This window comes from Pseudomonas sp. GL_139_B, from assembly GCF_057834475.1.
In genome coordinates this window covers 1,486,175-1,511,321 of the sequence record NZ_CM174403.1, presented here as the reverse complement: position 1 = coordinate 1,511,321, position 25,147 = coordinate 1,486,175, and the positions used below count along the sequence as shown (strand labels likewise).

Here is a 25,147-nt window from a genome sequence, read left to right as displayed (position 1 = left end):
CCATCAGCGGTAAGCTCATGGCCTACAAAAAGCATGACCGAGTTAAATGGAGAACCGCATGCGCACAATTCTTTTCAGCAGCCAGACCTACGACCGCGACAGTTTTCTGGGCGCCGACTTGCCCGCCAACATCGAGTTGCATTTTCAGTCAGCGCGGCTGAGCCTCGACACTGCGGCACTGGCGCAAAAGCACGAAGTAGTCTGCGCCTTCATCAACGATGACCTCAGCGCCCCGGTGCTGGAACGTCTGGCGGCGGGGGGCACACGCCTGATCGCCTTGCGCTCGGCCGGTTACAACCATGTCGACCTAACGGTGGCCAAGCGTCTGGGCCTGTCGATCGTGCGCGTCCCGGCCTACTCGCCTCATGCCGTGGCCGAACATGCGGTGGCGCTGATCCTGGCACTCAACCGCCGCTTGCACCGTGCCTATAACCGCACCCGCGAAGGCGACTTCAGCCTTCATGGGCTGACCGGCTTCGACCTGGTGGGCAAGACCGTCGGCGTGGTCGGCACCGGGCAGATCGGCGCTACGTTCGCCAAGATCATGAACGGTTTCGGCTGCCAGTTGCTGGCCTATGACCCCTTCCCTAATCCGTTGGTCGAAGCCCTTGGCGCTCGCTACTTGAGCCTGCCGGAACTGCTGGCCGAGTCGCAGATCATCAGCCTGCATTGCCCTCTCAACGAACAGAGTAAACACCTGATCAACCGCGAAACACTGGCGCACATGCAGCCCGGCGCAATGCTGATCAACACCGGGCGTGGCGGCCTGGTGGACACTCCGGCGCTGATCGACGCCTTAAAGGACGGCCAATTGGGCTATCTGGGGCTGGATGTGTATGAAGAAGAGGCGCAGCTGTTTTTCGAGGACCGCTCCGACCTGCCGCTGCAAGACGATGTGCTGGCGCGGCTGCTGACCTTTCCGAATGTGATCATCACCGCACACCAGGCCTTCCTGACCCGCGAAGCGCTGGGCGCGATTGCCGCGACAACCTTGCAAAACATCGTGGCCTGGGCCGCCGGTACGCCGCAGAATCAAGTCGAGGGCTGATCGACTCAGTCCTTGGACCTTGTCCATTCCTTAGAAGCACAAAAGCGGCAGTGTGCCATTAGTCATCGGGTCGTTTGAACCTGATCGAAGGTCATCTGCCCGCGCCATGCAGCGCACAGGCCCGTGATAGCATGTCGCGCATATTTGGAGGACCCATGGTCGAACACGATTTCCGCTACACCCTGATGAACCCGCAACACACCCTCACCGAATGCCGCGCCCTGGTGCCGGGGCGTTATCAAGTCACCGGCAACGGCGGCTCGATTCGGATTGGCGACGTGCTGGTAGTGACCCTTAAAGGCAGCAAGGACTTGTCCATGCGCCTGACCGTCGAAACGGTTCGCCACCTGATCAACCCGCCAGGCCAATGGGTCGCGGTGAGCAGTGGCCCGGTGTTCGGCGAACTGGCAATCCACACCTGGGAAGTCAATTGCGACAGCTGTGCCAAAGCGCTGAGCTTTGAGTTCGCGGTCGACGCCAAGCTCGGCAACAAGGCTGAAAAGCCTGCTGCCACGGCGCGGATTGCCGAGTTGGGCTGGACCTCTGTTGGCGAGAAACACCTGTGCCCGAAATGCCAGGAGCCTGCGTGATGAAACGCCTCGCTCTGACCACCATGGTCGGTGCCAGCCTGCTGGGCTGCGCCGCCGAGCCGGTGCAGCTGGAAAAAAATCGTAGCTACATTCTGGAATGGATCGGCGAAAATCCATTGATGGACTACAGCCACCTGACCATCACCCTCGGTGAAGACGGTCGGGCCTACGGCAATGGTGGCTGCAACCATTGGTTCGCGCCGTACACCCTGGAAGGCGACAAGTTGACTTTCGGCAAGATCGGCAGCACCCGCAAGCTGTGTGCGCCTTCGATCATGGAGCAGGAAAAACGCTTCCTGCAAGCGCTGGAAGGCGTACAGCGCTGGGACGTCTCACCGATCGAGCAGATGCGCTTCTGGCCGGCGGAAGGCAAGCCGTTGCGTTGGTGGCTTGAAGAGGGTTGATCCCTCAACCCGATCGTTCCCACGCGCGTGGGAACGATCATACGATCACTTGACTGCCTGCAACGCCTCAAGCTTCGCCATCACCCCCGCCGCCGTCTGCTCGCCCATCAGCTGTTCGCGTACCTTGCCCTTGTTATCGATGATGTACGTCACCGGCAATGCCTCATTGCGCGGCAGTTCAAAAAGATCGGCCGGGTCTGAAGCCAGTACCGTGAACTTGATCCCCAGTTTTTCACTGGCGCTTTTCAGCTCTTCACCCTGCACATTGTCGTAGTTGATCCCAAACACGCCAATTTTCTTGTCCTTCAACTGATCAGCCAACGCATTCATCTGCGGGATCTCGGTGCGGCATGGGCCACACCATTCCGCCCAGTAATTGAGCACCACCCATTGTTTGTCCAGCCGTTCGGACGCAACTTTCTGGCCGTTCTGGTCGACGCCATAGTCATTGCCGCAGCCCCCCAGCATCAACGCCCCGAAAATCGCCAATGCCGCTGCCAGTTGCCTTGTCATGTCGTGTTCCTTGTTCAAAATTGAATGCGCCTGCGACCCATCGCCTCTCAAGGTTCAGGATTGCGCGCTGCACAGTTAGAATAGCTGCCACTTTACGCAAGAAGCGACCCGCCCATGACCGATCTGACGCTTTATCACAACCCGCGCTGCTCGAAATCCCGCGGTGCGCTCGAACTGCTCGAAGCCCGCGGCCTGACCCCGACGGTCATCCGCTACCTCGAAACTCCGCTGGACGCCACGCAAATCCAGAGTTTGTTGAGCAAACTCGGTATCGGCGCCCGACAACTGCTGCGCACTGGCGAGGACGAATACAAAACCCTCAACCTGGCCGACAGCAGCCTGAGCGAAGCGCAATTGATCGCGGCCATCGCGGCTCACCCGAAACTCATGGAGCGCCCGATTCTTGAAGTCGGCGACAAAGCCGTCATCGGCCGTCCACCAGAGAACGTGCTGGAGTTGCTGCCGTGAGCGCACCCTACATTCTGGTTCTGTACTACAGCCGCAGTGGCTCGACCAACGAAATGGCCCGACAAATTGCCCGTGGCGTCGAGCAGTCCGGAATGGAAGCGCGCCTGCGCACCGTGCCGGCGATCTCCACCGAATGCGAAGCCGTGGCGCCTGACATTCCGGACACAGGCGCGCTGTACGCCAGCCTCGATGACCTGAAGAACTGTGCGGGCCTGGCCTTGGGCAGCCCGACCCGCTTCGGCAATATGGCGGCGCCGCTCAAGTACTTTCTGGACGGCACCAGCAACCTGTGGCTGACCGGCGCACTGGTGGGCAAGCCGGCCGGCGTGTTCACCTCCACCGCGAGCCTGCACGGCGGTCAGGAAACCACGCTGCTGTCGATGATGCTGCCGCTGCTGCACCACGGCATGCTGATCGCCGGCCTGCCTTACAGCGAATCCGCGTTGCTGGAAACCCGTGGCGGCGGCACACCGTATGGCGCCAGCCATCACGCCGGGGCCGATGGCAAAAGCGGTTTGAATGAACACGAAGTGGCGCTGTGCCGGGCCTTGGGCCTGCGGTTGGCGAAGACTGCGCAAAAGCTGGGGAACTGACGTGGCCAAGAAGCCGAAAATTTTGCCCTCCATCGAATGGCTCGAACCGCGGGTACGGGCGATGCGCATCGTCAGCCTGCTGTGCTTTTTCGGACTGGTGGGGCTGTTATGCGCCTATTACTTGGTGTTTGCCGACCTGCATGGCGCACGGCCGTGGGTGATTTTGCTGATCGAACTGGTGCCGCTGCTGTTGCTCGCACCGGGGATGATTGTCGGCAGCGCCCGTGGGCATTCGTGGATGTGTTTTGTGGTGAACCTGTATTTCATCAAGGGCGCACTGGCGGCGTATGACCCGAACCGGCAGCTGTTTGGCTTGCTTGAGATGGGCGCGAGCCTGGCGGTGTTTTGCTCAGCGCTGTTGTATGTGCGGTGGCGGTTTCAGCTCAATCGCAAGCTTGCGGGCGAAGGTGAGATTTCCGTCGCCTGATCTGGCGCCTTCGCGGGCAAGCCTCGCTCCTACAAAAGCACCATCTGCCCTGTAGGAGCGAGGCTTGCCCGCGATGGGATCAACTCGGTCTTAATGATTGACGGTGTAGGCAAGCATCATCGAAATCTGGCTCATCGGCCGCCCGCCACTCTGTTCATGCCACTGGTTGAACACATCCTGCACCAAGGCCAGATCCCGCAAACTGCTCGGCACCTTGTCGACGATCTTCTGCGCATTCAACGCCGCGACCACGTCGTAGCTCGGCACAAACGTGTCCTTGCCGACCATGCGCAAGAAACGCGGCGCCGACAACCCGCCCAATTGATGGCCGCGCTTTTTCAGGTACGTCCACAGCCCGACGATATCGGTCACCGGCCAATCGGCAATCAGTGCACCGAAGCTACCCTTCTCATGCGCCACGTCGAGAATGAACTGCGCATTGCGCGGCACGCTCTTGAGCTTGCCCAGGTGGCGGATGATTCGCGCGTCCTGCATCAGGCGCTCTAGGTGTTCGGCGCTCATCAGCACGACTTTTTCCGGGTCGAACTTGAAGAACACTTCTTCGAAGGCCGGCCACTTGGCGTCCACCAGGCTGTGCTTGAGGCCGGCGCGGAAGACACGCAGCGCCATGGTCGAGAGGTAGCGGTCGTCGCTGATCTTGCGCAATTGCGTCGGGGTTTTCGGAACGGGCAGATGGGCTTCCAGTTCAGCTGCCGAACCAAAACGGTTCAGACAGTATTCGTGCAGCCACTTGTAATCACGCATGCCCTCTCCTGATGAATAAGTGAATAGCCCCATGTGGGGGCCAGCCTGCTGGCGATGGCGGCGGGTCAGTCAACAAAGATGTGTCTGCCCCATCGCCATCGCCAGCAGGCTGGCTCCCACAGGGGTTGTGGTTAGAGGTTGACTACGTTGACGAAGCGCGAAGCCGCTGTCTCGTCGATCTTGAGGCTGGTGAAATCAAACAGGTTACGATCCGCCAATTGCGACGGCTGCACGTTCTGCAAGCTGCGAAAAATGCTTTCGGTACGGCCCGGGGTCTTGCGTTCCCAGTCTAGCAGCATGTCCTTGACCACCTGACGTTGCAGGTTTTCCTGAGAACCGCAGAGGTTGCACGGGATGATCGGGAATTGCTTGAGGTCCGAGTAAGCCTGTATGTCTTTTTCGTTGCAGTACGCCAGCGGGCGGATGACGACATTGCGGCCATCGTCGGCGCGCAGTTTTGGCGGCATGGCCTTGAGCGAACCGTTGAAGAACATGTTCAGGAAGAACGTCTCGACGATGTCGTCACGGTGATGACCAAGGGCCATTTTGGTCGCACCGATTTCATCGGCAAAGGTGTACAGCGTGCCGCGACGCAGGCGCGAGCACAACGAGCAGGTGGTTTTGCCCTCAGGAATAAGCTCCTTGACCACCGAGTAGGTGTCTTTCTCGACGATGTGGTACTCGATGCCCAGCTCTTTGAGGTAGGCCGGCAGCACATGCTCCGGGAAACCTGGCTGCTTCTGGTCCATGTTGACGGCTACGATCTCGAACTTGATCGGCGCGACCTTCTGCAAGTGCATCAGCACGTCGAGCATGGTGTAGCTGTCCTTGCCACCGGACAGGCAGACCATGACCTTGTCGCCGTCTTCAATCATGTTGAAATCGGCAACCGCCTCACCGGCCTGACGGCGAAGGCGCTTTTGCAGTTTGTTCTGGTTGACCGTAAGAGTGCCCATGTCGCGAAATCCGTGAGGTGTGACGAAAGGCCGGCATTTTACGCAAAAACCCATCAGGGGCGAAGTGCCCACCGTCTCCATGGAGTGAGCTGCGTGCACAGACCCGTCGGCGATTAACAGAGCTATTTACAGCGCGATTTGCTCTAAGTCCCTATTACCTGTGCGGTTAAGTCCTTCCTATACTGCGACATAAGGTCGCATTCAAATCCAGACCTTTACTTACTTGGCCACTTTGGCCCGTAGGCGCTCCGCTGGGGGGCGACGGTAAAAACAAGAGGAGTGACTGGCATGATCCATCACGTAGTGGGGCTTTTCACCCACCCCGACCAGGAATGGAAAGAGATCCGTGGCGACCACGAGGAAAGCATAAGCCACATGTACCTGACCCACACGCTGATTCTGGCGGCGATCCCAGCCGTGTCAGCGTTTATCGGCACCACAAAGGTCGGCTGGGTGATTGGCAGCCGGGCACCCGTGATGCTGACGCAGGAAAGCGCGCTATGGATGACGATCATGTCTTACGTGGCGATGCTCGGCGGTGTTGCAGTGATGGCCGCGTTCATCCACTGGATGGCGCGCACCTATGACGCCAACCCGAGTCTGGCCCGCTGTGTTGCGTTTGCGACCTATACCGCGACCCCGCTGTTTATCGGCGGACTGGCGGCGCTGTATCCACACTTGTGGCTAGGAATGATCGTCGGGACGGCGGCCATCTGCTACACGGTGTACTTGTTGTATGTGGGGCTACCCACTTTCATGAACATTCCATCAGACGAGGGGTTCCTGTTTTCAAGTTCGGTGCTTGCAGTAGGCCTGGTGGTGCTAGTGGCCATCATGGCGTTCACAGTCATTGTCTGGGGACTCGGCGTGGGGCCGGTCTATACTAATTAGTGATTCTTTCCACCCAAAAACAAGATCTGCCAACACAGGCCGCCGCAAGGCGGCCTTCTAATGTCCAGGGATAGAAAGCGCTGACGACCATTCGGCACTTCGGCGATTCGCAAGACCCCAGGGTTGCGGCATACTCGACGTCTCTGGAGATCCATCAAGCATGCCTGAGCAGCTCAATAACCGCGTCGAAGATTGTTACCAACTCGCTGAATCCTTTTTCAAACGCACTTTCAAACGCCCCGTGGTGAGCCTCAAGCTGCGCGGTCAAAAAGCCGGTGTTGCGCATTTGCACGAGAACCTGCTGCGCTTCAACCTGCAGTTGTACCGGGAAAACACCGAAGACTTCCTCAAGCAAACCGTGGCCCACGAGGTCGCCCACCTGATCGCTCATCAACTGTTTGGCGATCGAATCCAGCCCCATGGCGAAGAGTGGCAACTGATCATGCGCGGCGTGTACGAACTGCCGCCCAATCGCTGCCACACCTACGACGTCAAACGCCGTAGCGTGACGCGCTATATCTACAAATGCCCGTGCGCGGACAGCGATTTCCCGTTTTCGGCGCAGCGCCATGGTTTGGTGAGGCAGGGTCGGCGGTACTTGTGCCGACGGTGCCGGAGTACGTTGGTGTTTAGCGGGGAGATGCGCGTCGAGTAAGTCAGAGTTATGTTGCCTGGTCAGGCCTCATCGCGAGGCAAGCCCTAATGCCAGTCAGTTAAGACGTAATACCTGTGGGAGCGGGCTTGCCCGCGAAGGGGCCAGTAAAGCCGCTATAGAATCACCTTGCCACGCCGCAACTTTTCTATCCGCTGCGCACTAAACCCCAACTCCCCCAACACCTGATCCGTATGCTGCCCCAGCGCCGCGCCAATATGCCGAGGCTCTGGCAAGCCATCTGAAAACTTCAACGGACACGCCATCTGCGCCTGGCTCGTGCCATCCCCACGCGGTACCTCAGTCACCAGCTCCCGCGCCTTCAGCTGCGGATGCTCAATCGCTTCGCTCAAACTCAACACCGGCTCGACACACGCATCCAGTTCGGCAAACAGGCTGCACAACTCATAAAAGTCGTGTTTCTCGAATTCAGTCTTCAGCGCGTTCTTGAGCTTATTCTGGTCCGCAGGTGTTGGCGACAAGCCCAAGGGCGACAACTCCTCCAGACCCAACGCCGTACACAGTTGCTTCATAAATGCCGGTTCCAGACTACCCACCGACAACCAGCGACCATCGCGAGTACGGTAATAGTCATAGAAGCTACCGCCATTGAGCATCTGGTCTTCCCTGCCCGGCTCCGCGCCACAGGCCAGATACCCGGCGCCCGCCATGGCGTTCAGGCTGAATGCACAGTCGGTCATGCTCACATCCAGATACTGGCCCTGCCCGGTCTGCTGCCGAGCGATGACCGCCGCCAGCAGTCCGATGACCCCGTGAAGCGAGCCCCCGGCGACGTCCGCCACTTGCATGCCCAACGGCAGCGGCCCGTCGTCGACGCGACCGGTGTAACTGGCCAAGCCCGCCAGCGCCAGGTAATTAATATCGTGGCCAGCGCGATCCTTGTAGGGGCCGGTCTGGCCGTAACCGGTGATCGACACGTAGATCAGCTTCGGATTGATCGCCTTCAATGCTTCATAACCTAGCCCCAGGCGTTCCATTACACCGGGACGAAACTGCTCCAGCACAATGTCGTAGTCGGCCAGCAGCTGCTTGATCACCTCCAGCGCCTCAGGCTGTTTGAGGTCCAGCGCCAGGCTGCGCTTGTTGCGATTGAGGTAGGCGTGGCTAGCCGACACGCCGTGATCGTGGGGCGGCAACACCCGTAGCAAATCCATGCGGCTCGGCGATTCGATGCGCAACACCTCGGCGCCCATGTCTGCCAGCAACAACGAGGCAAACGGCCCCGGAAGAAGCGTTGAAAAGTCCAGAACCTTGAGTGATGCCAGTGGCCCGAGCATGAGCGATCTCCGTGAACGATGCCTCCAGCCTAGGCAGCCGATGCCATTGCAGCAATCACCCGAAGTGTCAGCAAAGGTGACCGTTACGCTCAAATCCCGGGCATGAAAAACCCGCCGAAGCGGGTTTTTCAGTACAGCGAGGCTTACTTGACGTTGGTTGGGGTTGGGCCTTCGGCCACGCCCAGGTCGTCTTCAGGACGAGTGTTGGAGATGCCGTGACCGCCAGAAGCCAGTTCCGCGTGCATCACGTCTACGTCCAACTCCTTGACCCACTTGGCCACCACCAGCGTGGCAACCGCGTTACCCACCAGATTGGTCAGGGCGCGGGCTTCGGACATGAAGCGGTCGATGCCGAGGATCAGCGCAAGGCCGGCAACCGGCAAATGGCCAACGGCGGACAAGGTGGCAGCCAGCACGATGAAACCACTGCCAGTCACGCCAGCAGCGCCTTTGGAGGACAGCAGCAACACCACCAGCAGGGTGATCTGGTGAGTAATGTCCATGTGGGTGTCGGTCGCCTGAGCGATGAACACGGCTGCCATGGTCAGGTAGATCGCCGTGCCGTCGAGGTTGAACGAGTAACCGGTCGGGATCACCAGACCCACAACGGATTTCTGCGCACCCAGACGTTCCATCTTGATCAGCATGCGCGGCAGCACCGATTCCGACGAAGAAGTACCCAGCACGATCAGCAGTTCTTCACGGATGTAGCGGATGACTTTCAGAATGCTGAAGCCGTGAGCGCGAGCGATGCCGCCCAGTACGACCAGCACGAATATGACACAAGTGATGTAGAAGCACGCCATCAACTGACCCAGTTGCACCAGCGAGCCGACACCGTAGGCGCCGATGGTGAACGCCATGGCACCGAAGGCACCCAGTGGCGCGAGCTTCATGATCATGTTGATGATGTTGAACATCACATGGGCGAAGCGATCGATGAAATCCAGCAGCGGCCGGCCGTAGGAGCCCAGGCGATGCAGGGCGAAACCGAAGATCACCGAGAACATCAACACTTGCAGGATATCGCCGGTAGCGAACGCGCCGAAGATGGTGTTCGGAATGACGTTCAGCAGGAAGCCAACAACGCTTTGATCCGCACCGGCGGCAACATACTGCGCCACTTTGGAGGCATCCAGCGTGGTCACGTCGATGTGCATGCCGGCACCCGGCTGGACGATGTTGACCACCACCAGACCGACCAGCAAGGCGATGGTCGACACGATTTCGAAGTACAGCAGCGCATAACCGCCGGTCTTGCCGACCGATTTCATGTCCTGCATGCCCGCGATACCGCTGACCACGGTGCAGAAGATGATCGGGGCGATGATCATTTTGATCAGCTTGATGAACCCGTCACCCAGCGGCTTGAGGGCCACACCGGCCTGCGGATAAAAGTGACCGATCAAAATGCCGATGATGATGGCAACGATCACCTGAAAATACAGGGATTTGTACAGTGGCTGACGAGTCGTCATTGCAAAGTTCCTCAAGAGTGCCCGGTGACAACATCCACCTGTTGTTCCATGACACCTGAATTGCGAACCCTCCTGCTTCTGGAGGGATTTGTTTTTCGAGCTGCGCGACGGCAGGCATCTGCTCGTTGTATCGCAAGGCCCGTGCCACCTTCGCCGAAATGCCAGCAAGCCTTTTGACATCAAGGGCTGCAGGTTTTTCTTCGTCACTGAGCGGTGACACAGATGTGGCGGATTTCCGCCCATCCCTCAGGCCTCGTCCCGCAATTTGGCGGATATCCGCCTTGTTCGTCGATGGTCAGCGCGGCTACCATCCGTCGTTCAATGGACGGACCTGCCTGCTTATGCGCGAACGCACCATCGCCAGTCATTTCGCCCGCGCCGCCCTCGGTGGCGCGCGCCGGCTGGGTGTCGACACTTCAGACCTGCTACAACAACTGGGCATCAGTCCCGAGTTGCTGGACGAGCCGCGTGCGCGAATCGCACCTGAACAGTTCACGCGATTGATCCAGGGTCTGTGGCTGGCACTGGACGACGAATACCTCGGCTTCGGGCCGGTCCCGAGTAAAACCGGGACCTTCGCAATGATGTGCCACGCGGTGATCCATTGCCGCAACCTGGAAAAAGCACTGCATCGCGGCTTATTGTTTTATAGCTTATTCCCCGAAGGTCCGCGCCTGACCCTGAGCCACGAAGGCGAAATGATCCGCCTGAGCCTCGATGATTCGAAGTTCCAGGACCCGGACCATTTTCTCACCGAAAGTCAGTTGATGGTCTGGCACCGCTTCGGCAGTTGGATGATTGGCCAACGCATACGGCTGGAGCTGGCGACGCTCAGTTACCCAAGGCCTGAACACGGCGCCGAATACGACTTGATGTTCCCCTGCCCGATGCAATTTTCCGCGGTGCAGAGCAGCCTGCTGTTTCACAGTCGATACCTGAACATGCCGCTGTTGCAGGACGAACGTACCCTCAAACATTTCCTCGAACACTCCCCCGCCGACCTGCTGTCGCGCCCGGATGACGGCGACAGCCTGAGCAGCCAATTGCGCCGTTTGCTCAGCAGCGACAGAGCACGCTGGCCGGACCTCGAAGCCGTGGCCGCGCAGATGCACATCAGCCCGCAGACGTTGCGTCGGCATTTGCGCGAGGAAGGCACCAGTTTTCAGGAGTTGAAGGATCAGCTGCGGCGCGATATTGCGATTTATCACCTGGGGCGTGCGGATTTGTCGTTGCAGCAGATCGCCGAGCAGCTGGGGTTTTCCGAGCCTTCAGCGTTTCACCGGGCGTTCAAGAAGTGGACGGGGCTGACGCCTGGCGCCTATCGCGCGCAGGAGAACTGATTTTTGGGTTGAATCGACTGGCCCTTACGGGGGCAAGTCGAATCGTCGCACCGCCGCTCCTACAGGTTTCGGTTTTGAACACAAAATTTGTGAACGACACAAATCCCCTAGGAGCTGGCTTGCCAGCGAAGAACGATGACGCAGGCTACCTGCCTGAACGACTACGGCGGATCAAGCCTGTCCAGCATCCGATTCACCGCCAGTTCCCCCAGCATCACAACCTGCTGAATCCCCAGCACCGTGTTGCGCTGTGTACCCTCCACCAGCCCTGCGAAATTACTCAGCATCACACTCGCCGATGCCATGGATTCACAGGCGTTGACTAGCAGGGTTTCATCATCAGTGTCGGGCCCGACGAAGTAGATCGTGCTGGGTTTGCGCGGGGTGTCTTTGGGAATGACCGGTTTGAGATAGTAATCGAGGGCGCGGTCGGCGGCTTCGTTGAGCTTTTTGGAATCGGGGGTTTAGTAGGGGGAAACATCGTCGGTTTCGGGCGGGTTGGGTGTGATCTTGAACATATGAAGCTCCTAGAGTAATGGAGCCGCTACACATCGCTGCTAGACGAAAATAGGGTGGCGGCTATGCGCGGGTTAGCAGACCAGGACTCTAGAACCCGGCGCACCGAAGTGCCCCACGCAAAGCCGCCATAAAATCGACGACTGACGTTGTACGTCTAGAGATGAGCCGGGCTGCTAAACCCGATCGCTGAAAATCAGCGACCGGGAAACGATAGAGCCCACGCCCCAGACGCACAAGCCGGCGGATTCTGGCGCAGTCGTAGGCAGCGGCGCAAGGAGGTGTAGCCTGAGTGAGTGTCTGGAGATATGTTTTAAACATCTCCGTTTAATACTCACTCAGGCCTCACGGGGCACAAGATCGGCTAGATATCTTTCCTGTGCTCTAGATCAAATCAATTAACTAGACGGTTTATTAGTCCAATAGTCGACAAATGTCGTTCCGTCCGCATGGAGCGTAGCAACACCGAATCGCGGTTCTTCGCCCTCGGCATTTTTCGCAATTGTTATCTGTCCTTGGTAAGGAGGTGGCACCATGATTCCTATTGGGATGGTATGCGCACTTATCCGCCTAGACGCGATTTGCACCCAGCGATTTGTCAAGCTATTGGCAATCATAAAACCACCTACCTGGCTTATGTATGCTCTGGCAGCCGTTAAAGTTGTTCGTGGGGTGCGTTCGATGTGAGTGACATTAGCGGTTTCCACATCAAATGACTTTTGCTGACCCGCAGCATCGCGAACCGAGATTGTGGTACGACCGTTTCCTTCACTACGAACCACCCCTTTGCTATCGACTGACGCTATTGTTCGGTCGAGTGACTCGTAGGTATACGGAGGAACTCCTCCGGACGCGGCCCGGCTTGCAGCAGTGTTAATGGCATCGTCACCTGTGTACTCAACGTGGAACCACCGGAAAGTGTAATTCTCCCCTTTCAAGCTCAGAAGCGATGTATCCACAATCAGCTCCGGAAGAGTAGGCGTTGCCTTGACCGTATAAGTGCGCACCGGAAACGCCACCGCCGTTAGCAAGTCGCGCGCCCCGGAATAGTTGACCCAGAGCGTAATCGTGACTGCGGTGCCATGCTTGAGCGTTTTAAACCAATCCACCAATGCCTGCCCGATCGGCCGCGTCAGTCCCTGCGCTTCGTTGTGCGGCACACCAATGAGGTCATCGAAGAATATCGGCGCCCCACTGCTGCTAAACCCGTCATAACGCAACCACACATACTGCCCAGCCACTTGAAGCAGCCATTGCGCAATACTCAACAGATCGGTAACCACCAGTTTTGTGACATCCAGCTCCTGCCCGAGCTGACCGGCAATGACTGGTGTCGGAAGTCGCGTATCACCATTGGCAATCCCGCTCACGTTCAACACCAACGGCCCGGACCGGGCAATCTCCTTGCCACCCCGAATCAGCGCCCATAAAAACTGTACGGCTGTGCCGTGCCACGCCCCGAGAAACAGCGCTTGAAGGTTAAAGGAGGCTTGATGATTCGCGTCAAGCGGCAAATCGGAAAACGTAGGTGGGTTCGGTAGAGGGTCGACCAAGACCAATCGAGCCTGATCCCCTGGCAGCGATGCCGCAAAGGCAACCTGAATGGTCAGACCTTGAGGGTAGGCCAACGGGTCAACGGGATTGGCAGCCGGGACAGGTGGATTGAGGGTAATTGTGTCGCTACCAATAACCTGCGCCGTGGCAGTTTTAGAACTGGCGATCACCGTACCGCCTCTTTTCAGCGTAAATGCCACCTTTACCGTGCTGTCAGTGATGACCTTATCGTTCGCCACCTGGAGGATGCAGGGCTTTTTTTGCCCGAACTCATCCGTTTCGACGTTTCCTGTGACGATCACCACCACATCGGGCTGCCCCGGGATTGTCGCGGTGTACGTTGCCTCAATGAGGTCGCCTGCCCGAAAGCGCGGATCGCCTGTCAAGACAATCACTAACAACGGATTACCCGCCAGTTTGTCCCGATCGATAATGCCCGGATCGTCCGTAGGATCATTCTGGATTTCCCGCAGGATCGGCGCCGGCAGGCGGGTCCCGGCCAGATCCACATCTACGATTTGCGAAGCCGACCACGGCGAATCGGGGTCCGGGCTATTACCGAGCTGATCGGTGACCGTGTAGGAAAATACGAACTCAGCGCTGTCGCCACCACTGGCCAAATCAGCGCGGGTCACGGTGAAGCACACCGTCACTGGGGTATCCGAACCCGGCAGTGGCGCTTCGCTCGCCGTCACCGTATGAAAAACGTTATGCCCGTTACAGTTCAGTCGAATGACATCGTAGGCGCGACAATAAGGGTAGGACACACAGACTTGCGCCCCTGCGACCGGGAAATCGGGGCCGACGCCATTTTTGATGGCATCCGGTAGCAACAACACCAGTCGGGAATGGCCCTCGACACCGGGGTCAGTATCTTCGTTGCCGGGGCGAATGGCGTTGTACAACACCTCCAGGGGCTCGGACGTGCCCATGTTCTGGCTCCCCCGCGTCACGGTAAAAGTGAGGCGGTTGACGAAATCGGGAAACAGCAGTTTTTTGGGCAGGTACAAGGTAACGGTGTCGTTTTCACTCTGAGTCAGCTTACTGACAATATCCGGTTGGCCGTTCAGGTTGAGTGCCACTTTATCGCCTGACTGCTGGCCCAGATACGGGTCAACGGAGACTTCCAGCCCCATGGGCTCCAGATCATAAATGTGTAAAGGGACGCCACACTGCCCGCCCACCACCGGCTGAGTCCCTCTCGGAACCCGCGGTGCATACAGCACCAAAACGGAGCTCTCCATCGGGGCACTATCAAGTGAATTGCCGGACGGGACTGTCATGAAAGTGCTCCTTTAAAGAAGGATGCCGCTGACCATTAATAGCCGGCGGTCGGGAGCTCATCACACAGGAAAGCGGAATGATTCGACTACTGTCAGATCTGACAGTAGCGACGAAAGGCTAGAAGGAAAAAAGGGTGCATTGTTTCCCCCTATATCTGGAACTCCAGCCTCAAACCACCGGAAAATGAATCCGAAACGCCGCCCCACCCATCGGCGAGTCCCCCAGCGTCAGCTTCGCGCTGTAGCTCTCGATAATGTCCTTGACCACCGCCAGCCCGATCCCCTGTCCCGGATGCTGACGATCCAGCCGCTCGCCCCGTTCGAGAATCCGTGCGCGTTGATCCATTGGCACACCGGGCCCATCGTCCTCAACACACAACTCAACCCCGCCCAACGTTTCACGCACGCTGATGCGCACTTCACCCAGACACAGCCGATAGGCGTTTTCCAGCAGGTTGCCCATCATTTCCAGCAAGGCGCCCTGCTCGATCGGTACGTAACACTGCGGCGGCAGATCGAAAGCAACGCGCACTCGTTTGTCGCGATAGACCTTGTCAAGCGTGTCGCACAGGCTTTGCAGCACCGGTTGCAGGCGCACCTGATGGCGCACCAGACCGCTTTTGCGCAGGCTGGCGCGTTGCAGTTGGTAGCTGATTTGTAGGCTCATGCGTTCAATCTGGGTTTGCAGCACCCAGGCCTGATCGCGGTCTTGCGGGCGTTGGGCCATGTCTTCGCTGACGCCTTGCAGCACGGTCAACGGGGTTTTCAGGCTGTGGGCCAGGTCGTCGAGCGAGTCGCGATAACGGCTGCGCTGTTCGCGCTCGCTGTGCAGCAAGCGGTTGAGGGAGCCGGTCAGGCGCAACAGTTCGCGCGGGTGTTGTTCGCTGAGGCTTTCCCGGGCGCCGCTTTCGATTTCGTCCAGTTCCTGACTGAGCCGGCGCAAGGCCTGCAAGCCCCAGGTCAGACCGATCCACAGCAATGCGAGCAACACCAATAGCGCCGCACCGAAGCCCAGGTAAAGGTTTTCGCGCAGGCCTTCGACGGTGACTTCGTATTCGCGTACCGGTTGCAGGGCGACGATGCTGAACGCCGCACTTTTGCCGCCGAGCAGTTTGACTTCGACGTCGTATACGAAGAATTCCTGGCCATTGGCCTCGCGAATGCGCGCGAACTCATTACCACGTCCATCGTAACGCGGCGTGTAGTTGATCATTTCTTGGCCGGTGGCCTTCGAACGCCAGACAAGGTGACCTTCGCGGTCAAAGATGTAGCCAAGCAACCGACTGTCCGTCAGGTTGAAACGTTCATCCGGCAACTGCGCCGGCATAAGCAGTGTGTTGTTTTCCACGCGCGCGGCGGAGATCAGCGTGGTGACGTCCGAGGCCAGGCGTTGCTCGATCGAATCCTGCAACGCCAGGCTGAACGCGCCTTGCATCGCCGGCAACAACGCCAACATGAACAACACCGCCAGCAAAGTGGCGGCGAGCATCAAGCGGACACGAAGAGAACGAATCAAGTGCAGCGCTCATTGAACAGGTAGCCGAGGCCACGCACGGTGTCGATCGGTTTGAAACCGGCAGGGCCTTCGAGTTTGCGGCGCAGACGGCCGACCAGCACTTCGATCACGTTCGGATCGCGCTCGTCGTCGTCCGGGTAGAGCTGTTCCATCAAGCGGTCCTTGGCCACCACTTGCTGGTGATGACGCATGAGGTATTCAAGGATCCGGTACTCATAGGCGGTCAGGGCCAGCGGTTGTTCACCGAGCGTAGCCTGTTTGCGGTTGAGGTCGAGCAGCAGTGGCCCGGCGACGATGGTCGACTGGGTGAAACCGCTGGAACGGCGCAGCAAGGCATTCAATCTGGCGTCGAGCTCTTCGAACTGGAACGGCTTGACCACATAATCGTCGGCACCGGCGGCGAGGCCTTCGACCTTGTCCTGCCAGTTACCGCGCGCGGTAAGGATCAGGATCGGGAACGTCTTGCCCCGCGCGCGCAGCTGACGGATCAGATCGAGCCCGCCCATGCCTGGCAGGCCGAGGTCAATCACCGCCAGGTCATGGTTGAACTGCTCGGTCTGGTACAGCGCCTCTTCGGCGTTGGCCACGGATTCGACCACGTGACCACTGTCCGTCAGGCGGGTTTGCAGGTGATGGCGCAACAGCGCTTCATCTTCGACGACCAGCAGTTTCATAACGCTCTCCCAGGCAAAGCGACCTCTCCAATGGCACAACGGCGCATCCAACAGTCAAGACAAATCATAGCGGCCCTTGAGGTCTTCCTGACGGAGTTTAAAGCCATTGTGCGAGACCGACACGTTGGCGTAACCGGCGGAGTAATCGCGCGGGTTGTTCAGTTGGCCCAAATGCGTGCCCCAGGCACTTTCATTCCCCATCGGGCTGACCCTGCTGAAGCTGTTCAGGGTCAGGGACTTTTTGACCTTCTCGTTGGTTTTTCCAAGCGCAAGGCTGGCGACGATGTCATCGGAGGCGAGCGCTGCGGTGCTCGCGCTCAGAACGGTGAAAGCCAGTATCAGGTTTTTAAAGCCAGTCATTAGGGAATTTCCTCATGCGCAGGTGCTTTGGGTAAGAGTCACCTTACTCATCCGCCCCTGAACTGCCCCTGAACACAGACTGAACCCAAGCTGAATAAGATCGACTAGGCTGTCTTGATGACTTTCTTGCAGGAGATCCGACCATGCGCACCTTCCTCGCCCTCTGCTTGCTGGTGTTGAGTGGGCTGTCTCAAGCCGCCATCAAGACTCAGGAAATCCCCTATAAAAGTGTCGATGGCACAAAAATGATTGGCTATTACGCCTACGACGACGCCATCAAAGGCCAGCGACCCGGTGTCCTGGTGGTGCATGAATGGTGGGGGCTGAACGACTATGCCAAGCGCCGAGCCCGTGATCTCGCCGGTCTGGGCTACAGCGCGCTGGCCATCGACATGTACGGCAACGGCAAAAATACCGAACATCCAAAGGACGCCATGGCGTTCATGGAGGAAGTGCTGAAAGACAGCTCGGCGGCCGCTGCGCGCTTTCAGGCCGGGCTTGAACTATTGGAGCAACAACCACAAACCGACCCGAATAAAATCGCGGCGATTGGCTACTGCTTCGGCGGCGCAGTGGTGCTGAATGCAGCGCGTCAGGGTTTGCCACTGGCGGGCGTGGTGAGTTTCCATGGCTCGCTGGCAACCAAGACCCCGGCTGCACCTGGCACTGTGAAGGCGAAAATTCTCGTGGAACATGGGGCGATGGACAGTATGGTCACGCCGGAAAACGTGGCGGCGTTCAAGGCTGAAATGGACAATGCCGGCGCCGACTATAAATTCGTCAGCCTTGAGGGCGCCAAGCATGGGTTCAGCAATCCGGATGCGGATCGGTTGAGCCACGGCGATCATGGCGGGCCGGATATTGGTTACAACAAGGCAGCGGATGAACAATCCTGGGCGGATATGCAGGCGTTTCTCAAAAAGATTTTTAGTTGATCAGGTAGACCGTGGCGCGGCTAATCCGAACCTTTGCACTACCCAGCGTTAGAGCAACCCGGCAAAATGCCCGGCATGAATCCCGCGCCCGCCCTACCCGCCTGCTGCACCCCACTCGACGCCCATTGGCCGCTGCCGCTTGTGCTGCCCGATACGGTGCTGCTGAGTACCCACTTCGATAGCACACAACTGGTCAGCGATGACTTTCAGCGCAGCGCCATCGAGCCGCCAGCGAGCATCCAGCGTTCAGTCGCCAAGCGTCAGGCCGAATATCTCGCTGGCCGGGTGTGTGCTCGAGCCGCGTTGCAACAATTGGAAGGGCTGAGTTTTATCCCGGCCATCGGCGAAGACCGTGCGCCGGTATGGCCTGCGCACATCGCCGGTTCCATCACCCACAGCACCGGCCGGGCAGCAGCAATTGTCGCGCGCAAAACCGCTTGGCGAGGCCTGGGCATGGACCTGGAAAACCTGCTTAACCCTGATCGGGCCCAGCGCCTTGCGGGAGAAATCCTCACGCCACCGGAGTTGCAGCGCATGGCGGCCGGCCGTCGTGATGATCTGGCGCTGCTGGTGACGCTGACGTTTTCGGTGAAGGAAAGTCTGTTCAAGGCGCTGTACCCGATTGTTCAGCAGCGCTTTTATTTTGAACACGCCGAGTTGCTGGAGTGGACCGAAGCGGGTGAGGTGCGTTTGCGGTTGCTGGCGGATTTGTCGGGCGAGTGGCGCAATGGCACCGAGCTGGAGGCGCAGTTTGGGGTGCTGGATGGGCAGTTGTTGAGTCTGGTCAGTATAAAGGCTTGAGCTTATATAGCGCCTGTAGTGGCCCCTTCGCGGGCAAGCCCGCTCCCACAGTGGATCTATGTAACGCCCGAGATCCCTGTGGGAGCGGGCTTGCCCGCGAAGGGGCCCGAACATTCACCACAAATCTCAGCGTTTCTCCTGATTGCGCGGCCAACTCAAGCTAAAGCATGCCCCCCCCAGGCTCTTGCTCTTGCTGATCAGCGCCCGCCCGTCATGCCAATGGATAATCCGCCGCACGATGGACAACCCCAACCCATGCCCGCCCGAAGCGCGGGTACGGCTGTCATCCAGCCGCAGGAACGGCGTGAAAACTCGTTCCCATGCCAACTCCGGCACACCCGGCCCGTCATCCTCGACGTCCACCCGGCAACGCTGCTGTCCCACCTGATAACTGACCGTCACCCGCGATGAGGCGTGGCGCATGGCGTTGCTGACCAGGTTCTGAAGGGCCCGATGCAAATAACGCGGTTCAGCCTCGACCCAGGCGTCATCGCAATCAGCGGCCGACAGACATAAGCCGCGCTGCACCGTGACCTCGGCGCGCAATGGCGCCAACTCTTCGATGACTTGATTGACCAGGGCATCCAGATCCATCCGCTGGAAATTCAGTGCCGGCGAGCCCTGCTCCAGCCGCGCGTAGGTCAGCATCTCGTCGACCAGTTTGTCGAGGTCTTCGATGTCATGGTCCATGCCCTCGCGGTATTTCTCCAGTTGCTGCGGCGTGGTAGCCGAGCCGATCATCTCCAGGCCGAAACGCAGGCGAGCCACCGGTGTGCGCAACTCGTGAGACACGGCGCGCACCAGTTCTCGCTGGATCGCCAGCAATTGCTGCAAGTGCTCGGCCATGCCGTTGAACGCCGCCGCCAGTCGCCCCACCGAGTCGGCGCCGCGTGCCGGTACGCGGGTTTCCAGGCTGCCTTGGGCAATACGCGTGGCGGCCGCTTCCAGACCGCGCAAACGACGCTCCAGTTGCCGCACCAAGAGGTAGACGATCAGACCGATCAAGCTCAAACCGAGGGCGGCGATCAACACTAGCCACTCTGGCGGATAAGGATTCATCTGGTACAGCGGGCCGATTTCCAACACCCACGGCGTACCGACCATGCCGGCAAACACCCGGATCGAGTCGCCGCCCTTGCCCAGCGCCATCACCGTATCGCCCTCGGACACCCGGCGGCTCTGGTCTTCGTCCATGTCCGCCTGCTCGACCTTGACCAGGCGCAAGTCGAAACCAAAGCTTTTCTCTTCTTTCAACTGCGCCAGCCGCTGGGGTTGCTCGGCCACCGGGTAGCGCACCAGCTCATCGGCCAGCAGATAAATAGTGGCGCGGGCCAGTTGTTCGCTGATCTGCTGAACCTCACCCACCAGCACAAGCTGTTCCTTGTCGCTGACCAGCCGATAGACCTTCGCCGCGTGCGGGCCGGTCTGTTCCACCAGCGCCTGGCCGCGCACCACGCGGGTGCGCTGGGTGAGGTCGAGGTCGGTCTGGGCAAACGTGGTCAGCGCCAATGGAATCCCGAGCAAGCGCTCCCAGACCAGCAAGGCGCGATGGCGCTCGGTTTCGTTCATCGGATTGAGGTTGTCGGCCATCAACGAAAACGTACCGTGGGCCAGGCGCTCGCGGTATTGCTCGCCGCGCACCTCGTTGAGCAAGTGCAACGCCAGCACGCCCAGCACCGCGACCAAAATCAGCGCCGCACACATGCCGCCATAAATGCGCAGGAAGATCGAATTCACAGCGACGGGTCTACGCAAGCTTCAGGAACAAACAGATAACCTTTGCTGCGGATGGTTTTGATCAGCCGCGGGTGCTCCGGGTCATCGCCGATTTTCGGGCGGATGCGCGAGATTCGCACATCGATGGACCGGTCCTGACCGTCATAACCGACGCCGCGCAAGGCGGTGAAAATCTCTTCACGGGACAGGATGCGCCCGGCGTTGGCCACCAGCAGCCAGAGCAGGTCGAACTCGGCGCTGGTCAGCTCGATGCTGTTGTCATGCAGCCAAGCTTCCCGCAACGCGTTGTCCACCACCAGCGGACCAAACTGCAGGCGCCGCGGTTTTTCCGGGGTGGCTTCCAGTGCTTCGCTGCGGCGTAACAGAGCCTGGATGCGCGCCAGCAACAGGCGCGGGCGCACCGGTTTGCACACGTAGTCGTCGGCACCGAGGTCGAGACCGAGGATTTGGTCGGTGTCGTCGGTGCGGGCGGTGAGCATCAGGATCGGGCCGTCATACTGGTCGCGCACCTTGCGGCAAATGCTCAAGCCGTCTTCGCCGGGCAGCATCAGGTCGAGAATCACCAGGTCCGGCTTCTCCTTGATGATACGAGCCGCTGCCAGCGCCCCATTGCCTTCGATCGAGACGCGCAGGCCATTGGCCTCCAGGTAGTCGCGGGTCAGTTCGGCCAGGCGCTGGTCGTCCTCCACAATCAATACCTGCCAGGCTTCTTGCTCCACGGTGACCTCTACTTGCCAACAACACTAATAAGGAAGGATCCGCCCGTTTTTTTGTAATGATTGGGAGGATAAGAATGCGTAACCATGGGGCGATTGTATAAACGCCGCCTGTCGAGAACACAAGCCGGAAAATGCGTTCGGACATGTCGGTTTTTTGTGGTAGGGTTCGCGCCCTTAAAAATCCGGACGGCTGTTTTCAATCCTTGAAAATCGATGAAAAATGCCTCGGTCCCGCTAGGTCGCGGCCTACACGCCGGTTCCACCTTTCACACACAATTTACACACAGGTTTATCCACAGGCAGTACGTTGCAACACCTCCAAAAACGCACTATCTTGTACCCCGGCGCTAAAAAAACCCTACATGTAGGGTTTTAGCTTAAAAGCCCAACCACATTTCAGACCAGAAACTCAAGCGCTTTATTGCCTGTTTATGGTTGAACACAGCGTGATTTTACAAGACCAAACCGCACTGGCGGATGGCACCGTTTTTTCAGGCCCGAACAGCCAAAACGGTACGGGTGTTGCAGTCAGTACTGGCACCCCGAAAGGAATCCGGTTTCGAGCCCAGGCTCGCAACCAAAAGACTTCGGCAAGGACGCGGCCTCATTAGCCTTTTTCCTACTGTCCCGAAGTTGTTATGCCCGACACCACGTCGGTTGTAGTGCTTCAGGACAGAACGGTGGGCGCCGTGATGGTGCCCAAACAAACATAGAGAATGTGGAGACAACCCCCCATGCAAACCGACACAACTCGCGAGAACCCGCAGGGCACCTTGCCGCAGGCCGCTGATTCGACTTCGGATCTGTCCGCCACCGCGCCTGGCCAGCTGCGCGTGATCAAGCGTAACGGCACTGTCGTTCCTTACACCGACGACAAAATCACCGTCGCGATCACCAAAGCGTTTCTCGCAGTTGAGGGCGGCACCGCTGCCGCCTCGTCGCGAATCCATGACACCGTTGCCCGCCTGACCGAACAAGTCACCGCGACCTTCAAGCGTCGCATGCCATCGGGCGGCACCATCCACATCGAAGAAATCCAGGACCAGGTTGAACTGGCCCTGATGCGTGCCGGCGAGCAGAAAGTAGCCCGCGACTACGTGATCTACCGTGACGGCCGTTCGAAACAACGCGCCGCCCACGCACCGGCCGAAGAAGCCGTCAACGCTCACCCATCGATCCGGATCACCCGCGCCGATGGCAGCTTTGCACCTCTGGACATGGGCCGCCTGAACACCATCGTCACCGAAGCGTGCGAAGGCCTGGAAGAAGTCGACGGCGACCTGATCCAGCGCGAAACCCTGAAAAACCTGTACGACGGCGTGGCCCTGACCGACGTCAACACCGCCCTGGTGATGACTGCCCGTACCCTGGTTGAGCGTGAGCCGAACTACTCGTTCGTCACCGCCCGCCTGCTGATGGACACCCTGCGTGCCGAAGGCCTGAGCTTCCTGAACGTTGCCGAAAGCGCGACCCACCACGAGATGGTCGATCTGTACGCCAAGGCGCTGCCTGCGTACATCGCCAAGGGTATCGAATTCGAATTGCTGAACCCGGTCCTGGCAACTTTTGACCTGGAAAAACTCGGCAAGGCGATCAACCACGAGCGCGATCAGCAGTTCACGTACCTGGGCCTGCAAACCCTGTACGACCGTTACTTCATTCACAAGGACGGTATCCGCTTCGAACTGCCGCAAATCTTCTTCATGCGCGTGGCCATGGGCCTGGCGATCGAAGAGAAGCAGAAAGAAGACCGTGCCATCGAGTTCTACAACCTGTTGTCGTCCTTCGACTACATGTCCTCGACTCCAACCCTGTTCAACGCCGGTACCTTGCGTCCACAGCTGTCGAGCTGCTACCTGACCACCGTGCCGGATGACCTGTCGGGCATTTACCACGCAATCCACGACAACGCGATGTTGTCGAAATTCGCTGGTGGCCTGGGCAACGACTGGACGCCGGTTCGTGCACTGGGTTCGTACATCAAGGGCACCAACGGCAAATCCCAGGGCGTTGTACCGTTCCTCAAAGTAGTGAACGACACCGCCGTCGCCGTTAACCAGGGTGGCAAGCGCAAAGGCGCTGTGTGTGCCTACCTGGAAACCTGGCACATGGACATCGAAGAGTTCATCGAACTCCGTAAGAACACCGGTGATGACCGTCGTCGTACCCACGACATGAACACCGCCAACTGGATCCCTGACCTGTTCATGAAGCGCGTCTTCGATGACGGCAAGTGGACCCTGTTCTCGCCATCCGAAGTGCCGGACCTGCACGACCTGACCGGTAAAGCCTTCGAAGAGCGTTACGAGTACTACGAAGCCCTGACCGAATACCCAGGCAAGGTCAAACTGTTCAAGACCATCCAGGCCAAAGACCTGTGGCGCAAAATGCTGTCCATGCTGTTTGAAACCGGCCACCCATGGCTGACCTTCAAAGACCCGTGCAACCTGCGCAGCCCGCAGCAGCACGTCGGCGTGGTTCACAGCTCGAACCTGTGCACCGAGATCACCTTGAACACCAACAAGGACGAGATCGCCGTTTGCAACCTGGGCTCGATCAACCTGCCGAACCACATCGTCAACGGCAAGCTGGACACCGCCAAGCTGGAACGCACTGTAAACACTGCCGTTCGCATGCTCGATAACGTGATCGACATCAACTACTACTCGGTGCCACAAGCGAAGAACTCCAACTTTAAGCATCGTCCGGTTGGTCTGGGCATCATGGGCTTCCAGGATGCTTTGTACCTGCAGCACATTCCTTACGGTTCCGACGCTGCCGTCGAGTTCGCCGACAAGTCGATGGAAGCGGTCAGCTACTACGCGATCCAGGCTTCTTGCGACCTGGCCGACGAGCGTGGCTCATACGAGACATTCCAGGGTTCCCTGTGGTCCAAAGGCATTCTGCCACTGGATTCGCAACAAATCCTGATCGAACAACGTGGCCAGAAGTACATCGACGTTGACCTGAACGAATCCCTGGACTGGGCACCGGTGCGTGCCCGCGTTCAGAAAGGCATTCGTAACTCCAACATCATGGCCATCGCGCCGACCGCGACCATCGCCAACATCACTGGCGTCTCGCAGTCGATCGAACCGACCTACCAGAACCTCTACGTGAAATCGAACCTGTCGGGCGAATTCACCGTGATCAACCCGTACCTGGTTCGCGACCTGAAGGCTCGCGGTCTGTGGGACGCGGTCATGATCAACGACCTGAAGTACTACGACGGTTCGGTGCAGCAAATCGAGCGCATCCCGCAAGAACTCAAAGAGCTCTACGCGACTGCTTTCGAAGTGGACACCAAGTGGATCGTTGACGCGGCAAGCCGTCGCCAGAAGTGGATTGACCAGGCTCAGTCGCTGAACCTGTACATCGCTGGCGCATCGGGCAAGAAGCTGGACGTGACCTACCGCATGGCCTGGTACCGTGGCCTGAAAACCACTTACTACCTCCGTGCCCTGGCCGCGACCAGCACCGAGAAGTCGACCATCAACACCGGCAAGCTGAACGCTGTTTCCAGCGGCGGCAACCACGGTGATGATTCGGTCCTGGCAGCACCTGCCGGCCCTGCTCCAGTGCCGAAGGCTTGCGCCATCGACGAGCCGGATTGCGAAGCTTGCCAGTAA

Annotated in this window: 23 protein-coding genes and 1 pseudogene; 12 read left to right on the top strand and 12 right to left on the bottom strand. The window is 58.8% G+C overall.

All coding sequences use genetic code 11. The features are described from left to right. Positions 1–58 precede the first annotated feature (58 nt). The 3 genes from AC3ISI_RS06855 (at position 59) to AC3ISI_RS06845 (ending at position 2,042) form a co-directional block, all read left to right on the top strand. On the top strand, positions 59–1,048 hold the full coding sequence (locus AC3ISI_RS06855) for a 2-hydroxyacid dehydrogenase (RefSeq protein ID WP_489336087.1): 990 nt from the start codon (positions 59–61) through the stop codon (positions 1,046–1,048). A 155-nt stretch (positions 1,049–1,203) separates the two neighbouring features. Next, positions 1,204–1,638 carry a hypothetical protein gene (locus tag AC3ISI_RS06850; RefSeq protein ID WP_477793060.1) on the top strand — a complete coding sequence of 145 codons (435 nt, stop codon included), beginning with the start codon at positions 1,204–1,206 and terminating at the stop codon, positions 1,636–1,638. Further along, a complete protein-coding gene (locus tag AC3ISI_RS06845) occupies positions 1,638–2,042 on the top strand; it encodes an META domain-containing protein (RefSeq protein ID WP_489336086.1) in 405 nt (134 codons plus the stop codon). The genes AC3ISI_RS06850 and AC3ISI_RS06845 overlap by 1 nt, the downstream gene beginning before the upstream one ends. Before the next feature lie 45 nt (positions 2,043–2,087). On the opposite strand, the gene AC3ISI_RS06840 is transcribed toward AC3ISI_RS06845, so the two are convergent. Continuing rightward, positions 2,088–2,555: a TlpA disulfide reductase family protein gene (locus tag AC3ISI_RS06840; protein WP_489336085.1), complete on the bottom strand. Its 468-nt coding sequence runs from the start codon at positions 2,553–2,555 to the stop codon at positions 2,088–2,090. 114 nt (positions 2,556–2,669) lie between these two features. Here AC3ISI_RS06840 and arsC point away from each other — a divergent pair, with 114 nt between their 5' ends. From arsC to AC3ISI_RS06825, 3 genes are read left to right on the top strand one after another with little or no spacing between them, the layout of a single operon-like run. Continuing rightward, complete coding sequence (gene arsC / locus AC3ISI_RS06835) at positions 2,670–3,023, top strand: arsenate reductase (glutaredoxin) (RefSeq protein WP_489336084.1); 354 nt, start codon at positions 2,670–2,672, stop codon at positions 3,021–3,023. Next, the gene (gene wrbA / locus AC3ISI_RS06830) at positions 3,020–3,616 is read left to right on the top strand and encodes an NAD(P)H:quinone oxidoreductase (protein ID WP_489336083.1); all 597 of its coding nucleotides are present in this window, start codon (positions 3,020–3,022) and stop codon (positions 3,614–3,616) included. The genes arsC and wrbA overlap by 4 nt, the downstream gene beginning before the upstream one ends. Before the next feature lies 1 nt (position 3,617). Beyond that, entirely contained in the window at positions 3,618–4,043 is a 426-nt protein-coding gene (locus tag AC3ISI_RS06825; protein ID WP_489336082.1) for a DUF2069 domain-containing protein, read from the top strand. 90 nt (positions 4,044–4,133) lie between these two features. Here AC3ISI_RS06825 and AC3ISI_RS06820 read toward each other — a convergent pair whose 3' ends face one another. Both AC3ISI_RS06820 and ttcA read right to left on the bottom strand, forming a co-directional pair. Further along, positions 4,134–4,808 carry a DNA-3-methyladenine glycosylase I gene (locus AC3ISI_RS06820; RefSeq protein ID WP_489336081.1) on the bottom strand — a complete coding sequence of 225 codons (675 nt, stop codon included), beginning with the start codon at positions 4,806–4,808 and terminating at the stop codon, positions 4,134–4,136. Between the two features lie 131 nt (positions 4,809–4,939). Beyond that, on the bottom strand, positions 4,940–5,764 hold the full coding sequence (gene ttcA / locus AC3ISI_RS06815; RefSeq protein WP_489336080.1) for a tRNA 2-thiocytidine(32) synthetase TtcA: 825 nt from the start codon (positions 5,762–5,764) through the stop codon (positions 4,940–4,942). 288 nt (positions 5,765–6,052) lie between these two features. Between ttcA and AC3ISI_RS06810 the strand changes: the two genes are divergently transcribed. Together AC3ISI_RS06810 and AC3ISI_RS06805 are read left to right on the top strand one after the other, a co-directional pair. Further along, positions 6,053–6,655, top strand: coding sequence for a Yip1 family protein (locus tag AC3ISI_RS06810; protein WP_489336079.1), 603 nt, complete (start codon positions 6,053–6,055; stop codon positions 6,653–6,655). 160 nt (positions 6,656–6,815) lie between these two features. After that, positions 6,816–7,310, top strand: coding sequence for a SprT family zinc-dependent metalloprotease (locus AC3ISI_RS06805; RefSeq protein ID WP_489336078.1), 495 nt, complete (start codon positions 6,816–6,818; stop codon positions 7,308–7,310). Positions 7,311–7,423: 113 nt separating this feature from the next. Here AC3ISI_RS06805 and AC3ISI_RS06800 read toward each other — a convergent pair whose 3' ends face one another. Both AC3ISI_RS06800 and AC3ISI_RS06795 read right to left on the bottom strand, forming a co-directional pair. Further along, positions 7,424–8,605 (bottom strand): CaiB/BaiF CoA transferase family protein, encoded by a 1,182-nt coding sequence (locus tag AC3ISI_RS06800; RefSeq protein WP_489336077.1) that lies wholly within the window; start codon positions 8,603–8,605, stop codon positions 7,424–7,426. A 143-nt stretch (positions 8,606–8,748) separates the two neighbouring features. Beyond that, positions 8,749–10,083, bottom strand: a complete 1,335-nt coding sequence (locus tag AC3ISI_RS06795; protein ID WP_489336076.1) for a dicarboxylate/amino acid:cation symporter — start codon at positions 10,081–10,083, stop codon at positions 8,749–8,751. 341 nt (positions 10,084–10,424) lie between these two features. Between AC3ISI_RS06795 and AC3ISI_RS06790 the strand changes: the two genes are divergently transcribed. Further along, positions 10,425–11,423 carry an AraC family transcriptional regulator gene (locus tag AC3ISI_RS06790; protein ID WP_489337641.1) on the top strand — a complete coding sequence of 333 codons (999 nt, stop codon included), beginning with the start codon at positions 10,425–10,427 and terminating at the stop codon, positions 11,421–11,423. A gap of 161 nt (positions 11,424–11,584) precedes the next feature. Here AC3ISI_RS06790 and AC3ISI_RS06785 read toward each other — a convergent pair. From AC3ISI_RS06785 to AC3ISI_RS06765, 5 genes and pseudogenes are all read right to left on the bottom strand, one after another. After that, positions 11,585–11,941 (bottom strand): annotated as a pseudogene (locus tag AC3ISI_RS06785) (DUF6124 family protein). Positions 11,942–12,337: 396 nt separating this feature from the next. After that, on the bottom strand, positions 12,338–14,776 hold the full coding sequence (locus tag AC3ISI_RS06780; protein WP_489336075.1) for an immunoglobulin-like domain-containing protein: 2,439 nt from the start codon (positions 14,774–14,776) through the stop codon (positions 12,338–12,340). Positions 14,777–14,945: 169 nt separating this feature from the next. Beyond that, on the bottom strand, positions 14,946–16,292 hold the full coding sequence (locus tag AC3ISI_RS06775) for an ATP-binding protein (RefSeq protein WP_489336073.1): 1,347 nt from the start codon (positions 16,290–16,292) through the stop codon (positions 14,946–14,948). Next, positions 16,289–16,966 (bottom strand): response regulator, encoded by a 678-nt coding sequence (locus AC3ISI_RS06770; RefSeq protein WP_489336072.1) that lies wholly within the window; start codon positions 16,964–16,966, stop codon positions 16,289–16,291. Before AC3ISI_RS06770 ends, AC3ISI_RS06775 begins: the two co-directional genes overlap by 4 nt. Positions 16,967–17,020: 54 nt before the next feature. Further along, positions 17,021–17,326, bottom strand: a complete 306-nt coding sequence (locus AC3ISI_RS06765) for a hypothetical protein (RefSeq protein ID WP_489336071.1) — start codon at positions 17,324–17,326, stop codon at positions 17,021–17,023. Positions 17,327–17,469: 143 nt separating this feature from the next. Between AC3ISI_RS06765 and AC3ISI_RS06760 the strand changes: the two genes are divergently transcribed. Together AC3ISI_RS06760 and AC3ISI_RS06755 are read left to right on the top strand one after the other, a co-directional pair. Then, complete coding sequence (locus tag AC3ISI_RS06760; RefSeq protein ID WP_489336070.1) at positions 17,470–18,261, top strand: dienelactone hydrolase family protein; 792 nt, start codon at positions 17,470–17,472, stop codon at positions 18,259–18,261. Between the two features lie 75 nt (positions 18,262–18,336). Next, complete coding sequence (locus AC3ISI_RS06755; protein WP_489336069.1) at positions 18,337–19,062, top strand: 4'-phosphopantetheinyl transferase family protein; 726 nt, start codon at positions 18,337–18,339, stop codon at positions 19,060–19,062. Between the two features lie 126 nt (positions 19,063–19,188). On the opposite strand, the gene AC3ISI_RS06750 is transcribed toward AC3ISI_RS06755, so the two are convergent. Both AC3ISI_RS06750 and AC3ISI_RS06745 read right to left on the bottom strand, forming a co-directional pair. Beyond that, on the bottom strand, positions 19,189–20,799 hold the full coding sequence (locus AC3ISI_RS06750) for an ATP-binding protein (RefSeq protein ID WP_489336068.1): 1,611 nt from the start codon (positions 20,797–20,799) through the stop codon (positions 19,189–19,191). Beyond that, positions 20,796–21,518, bottom strand: a complete 723-nt coding sequence (locus tag AC3ISI_RS06745; protein ID WP_489336067.1) for a response regulator — start codon at positions 21,516–21,518, stop codon at positions 20,796–20,798. The genes AC3ISI_RS06750 and AC3ISI_RS06745 overlap by 4 nt, the downstream gene beginning before the upstream one ends. A gap of 734 nt (positions 21,519–22,252) precedes the next feature. On the opposite strand from AC3ISI_RS06745, the gene AC3ISI_RS06740 reads away from it, so the two are divergent. Continuing rightward, positions 22,253–25,147 (top strand): ribonucleoside-diphosphate reductase subunit alpha, encoded by a 2,895-nt coding sequence (locus tag AC3ISI_RS06740; RefSeq protein WP_489336065.1) that lies wholly within the window; start codon positions 22,253–22,255, stop codon positions 25,145–25,147.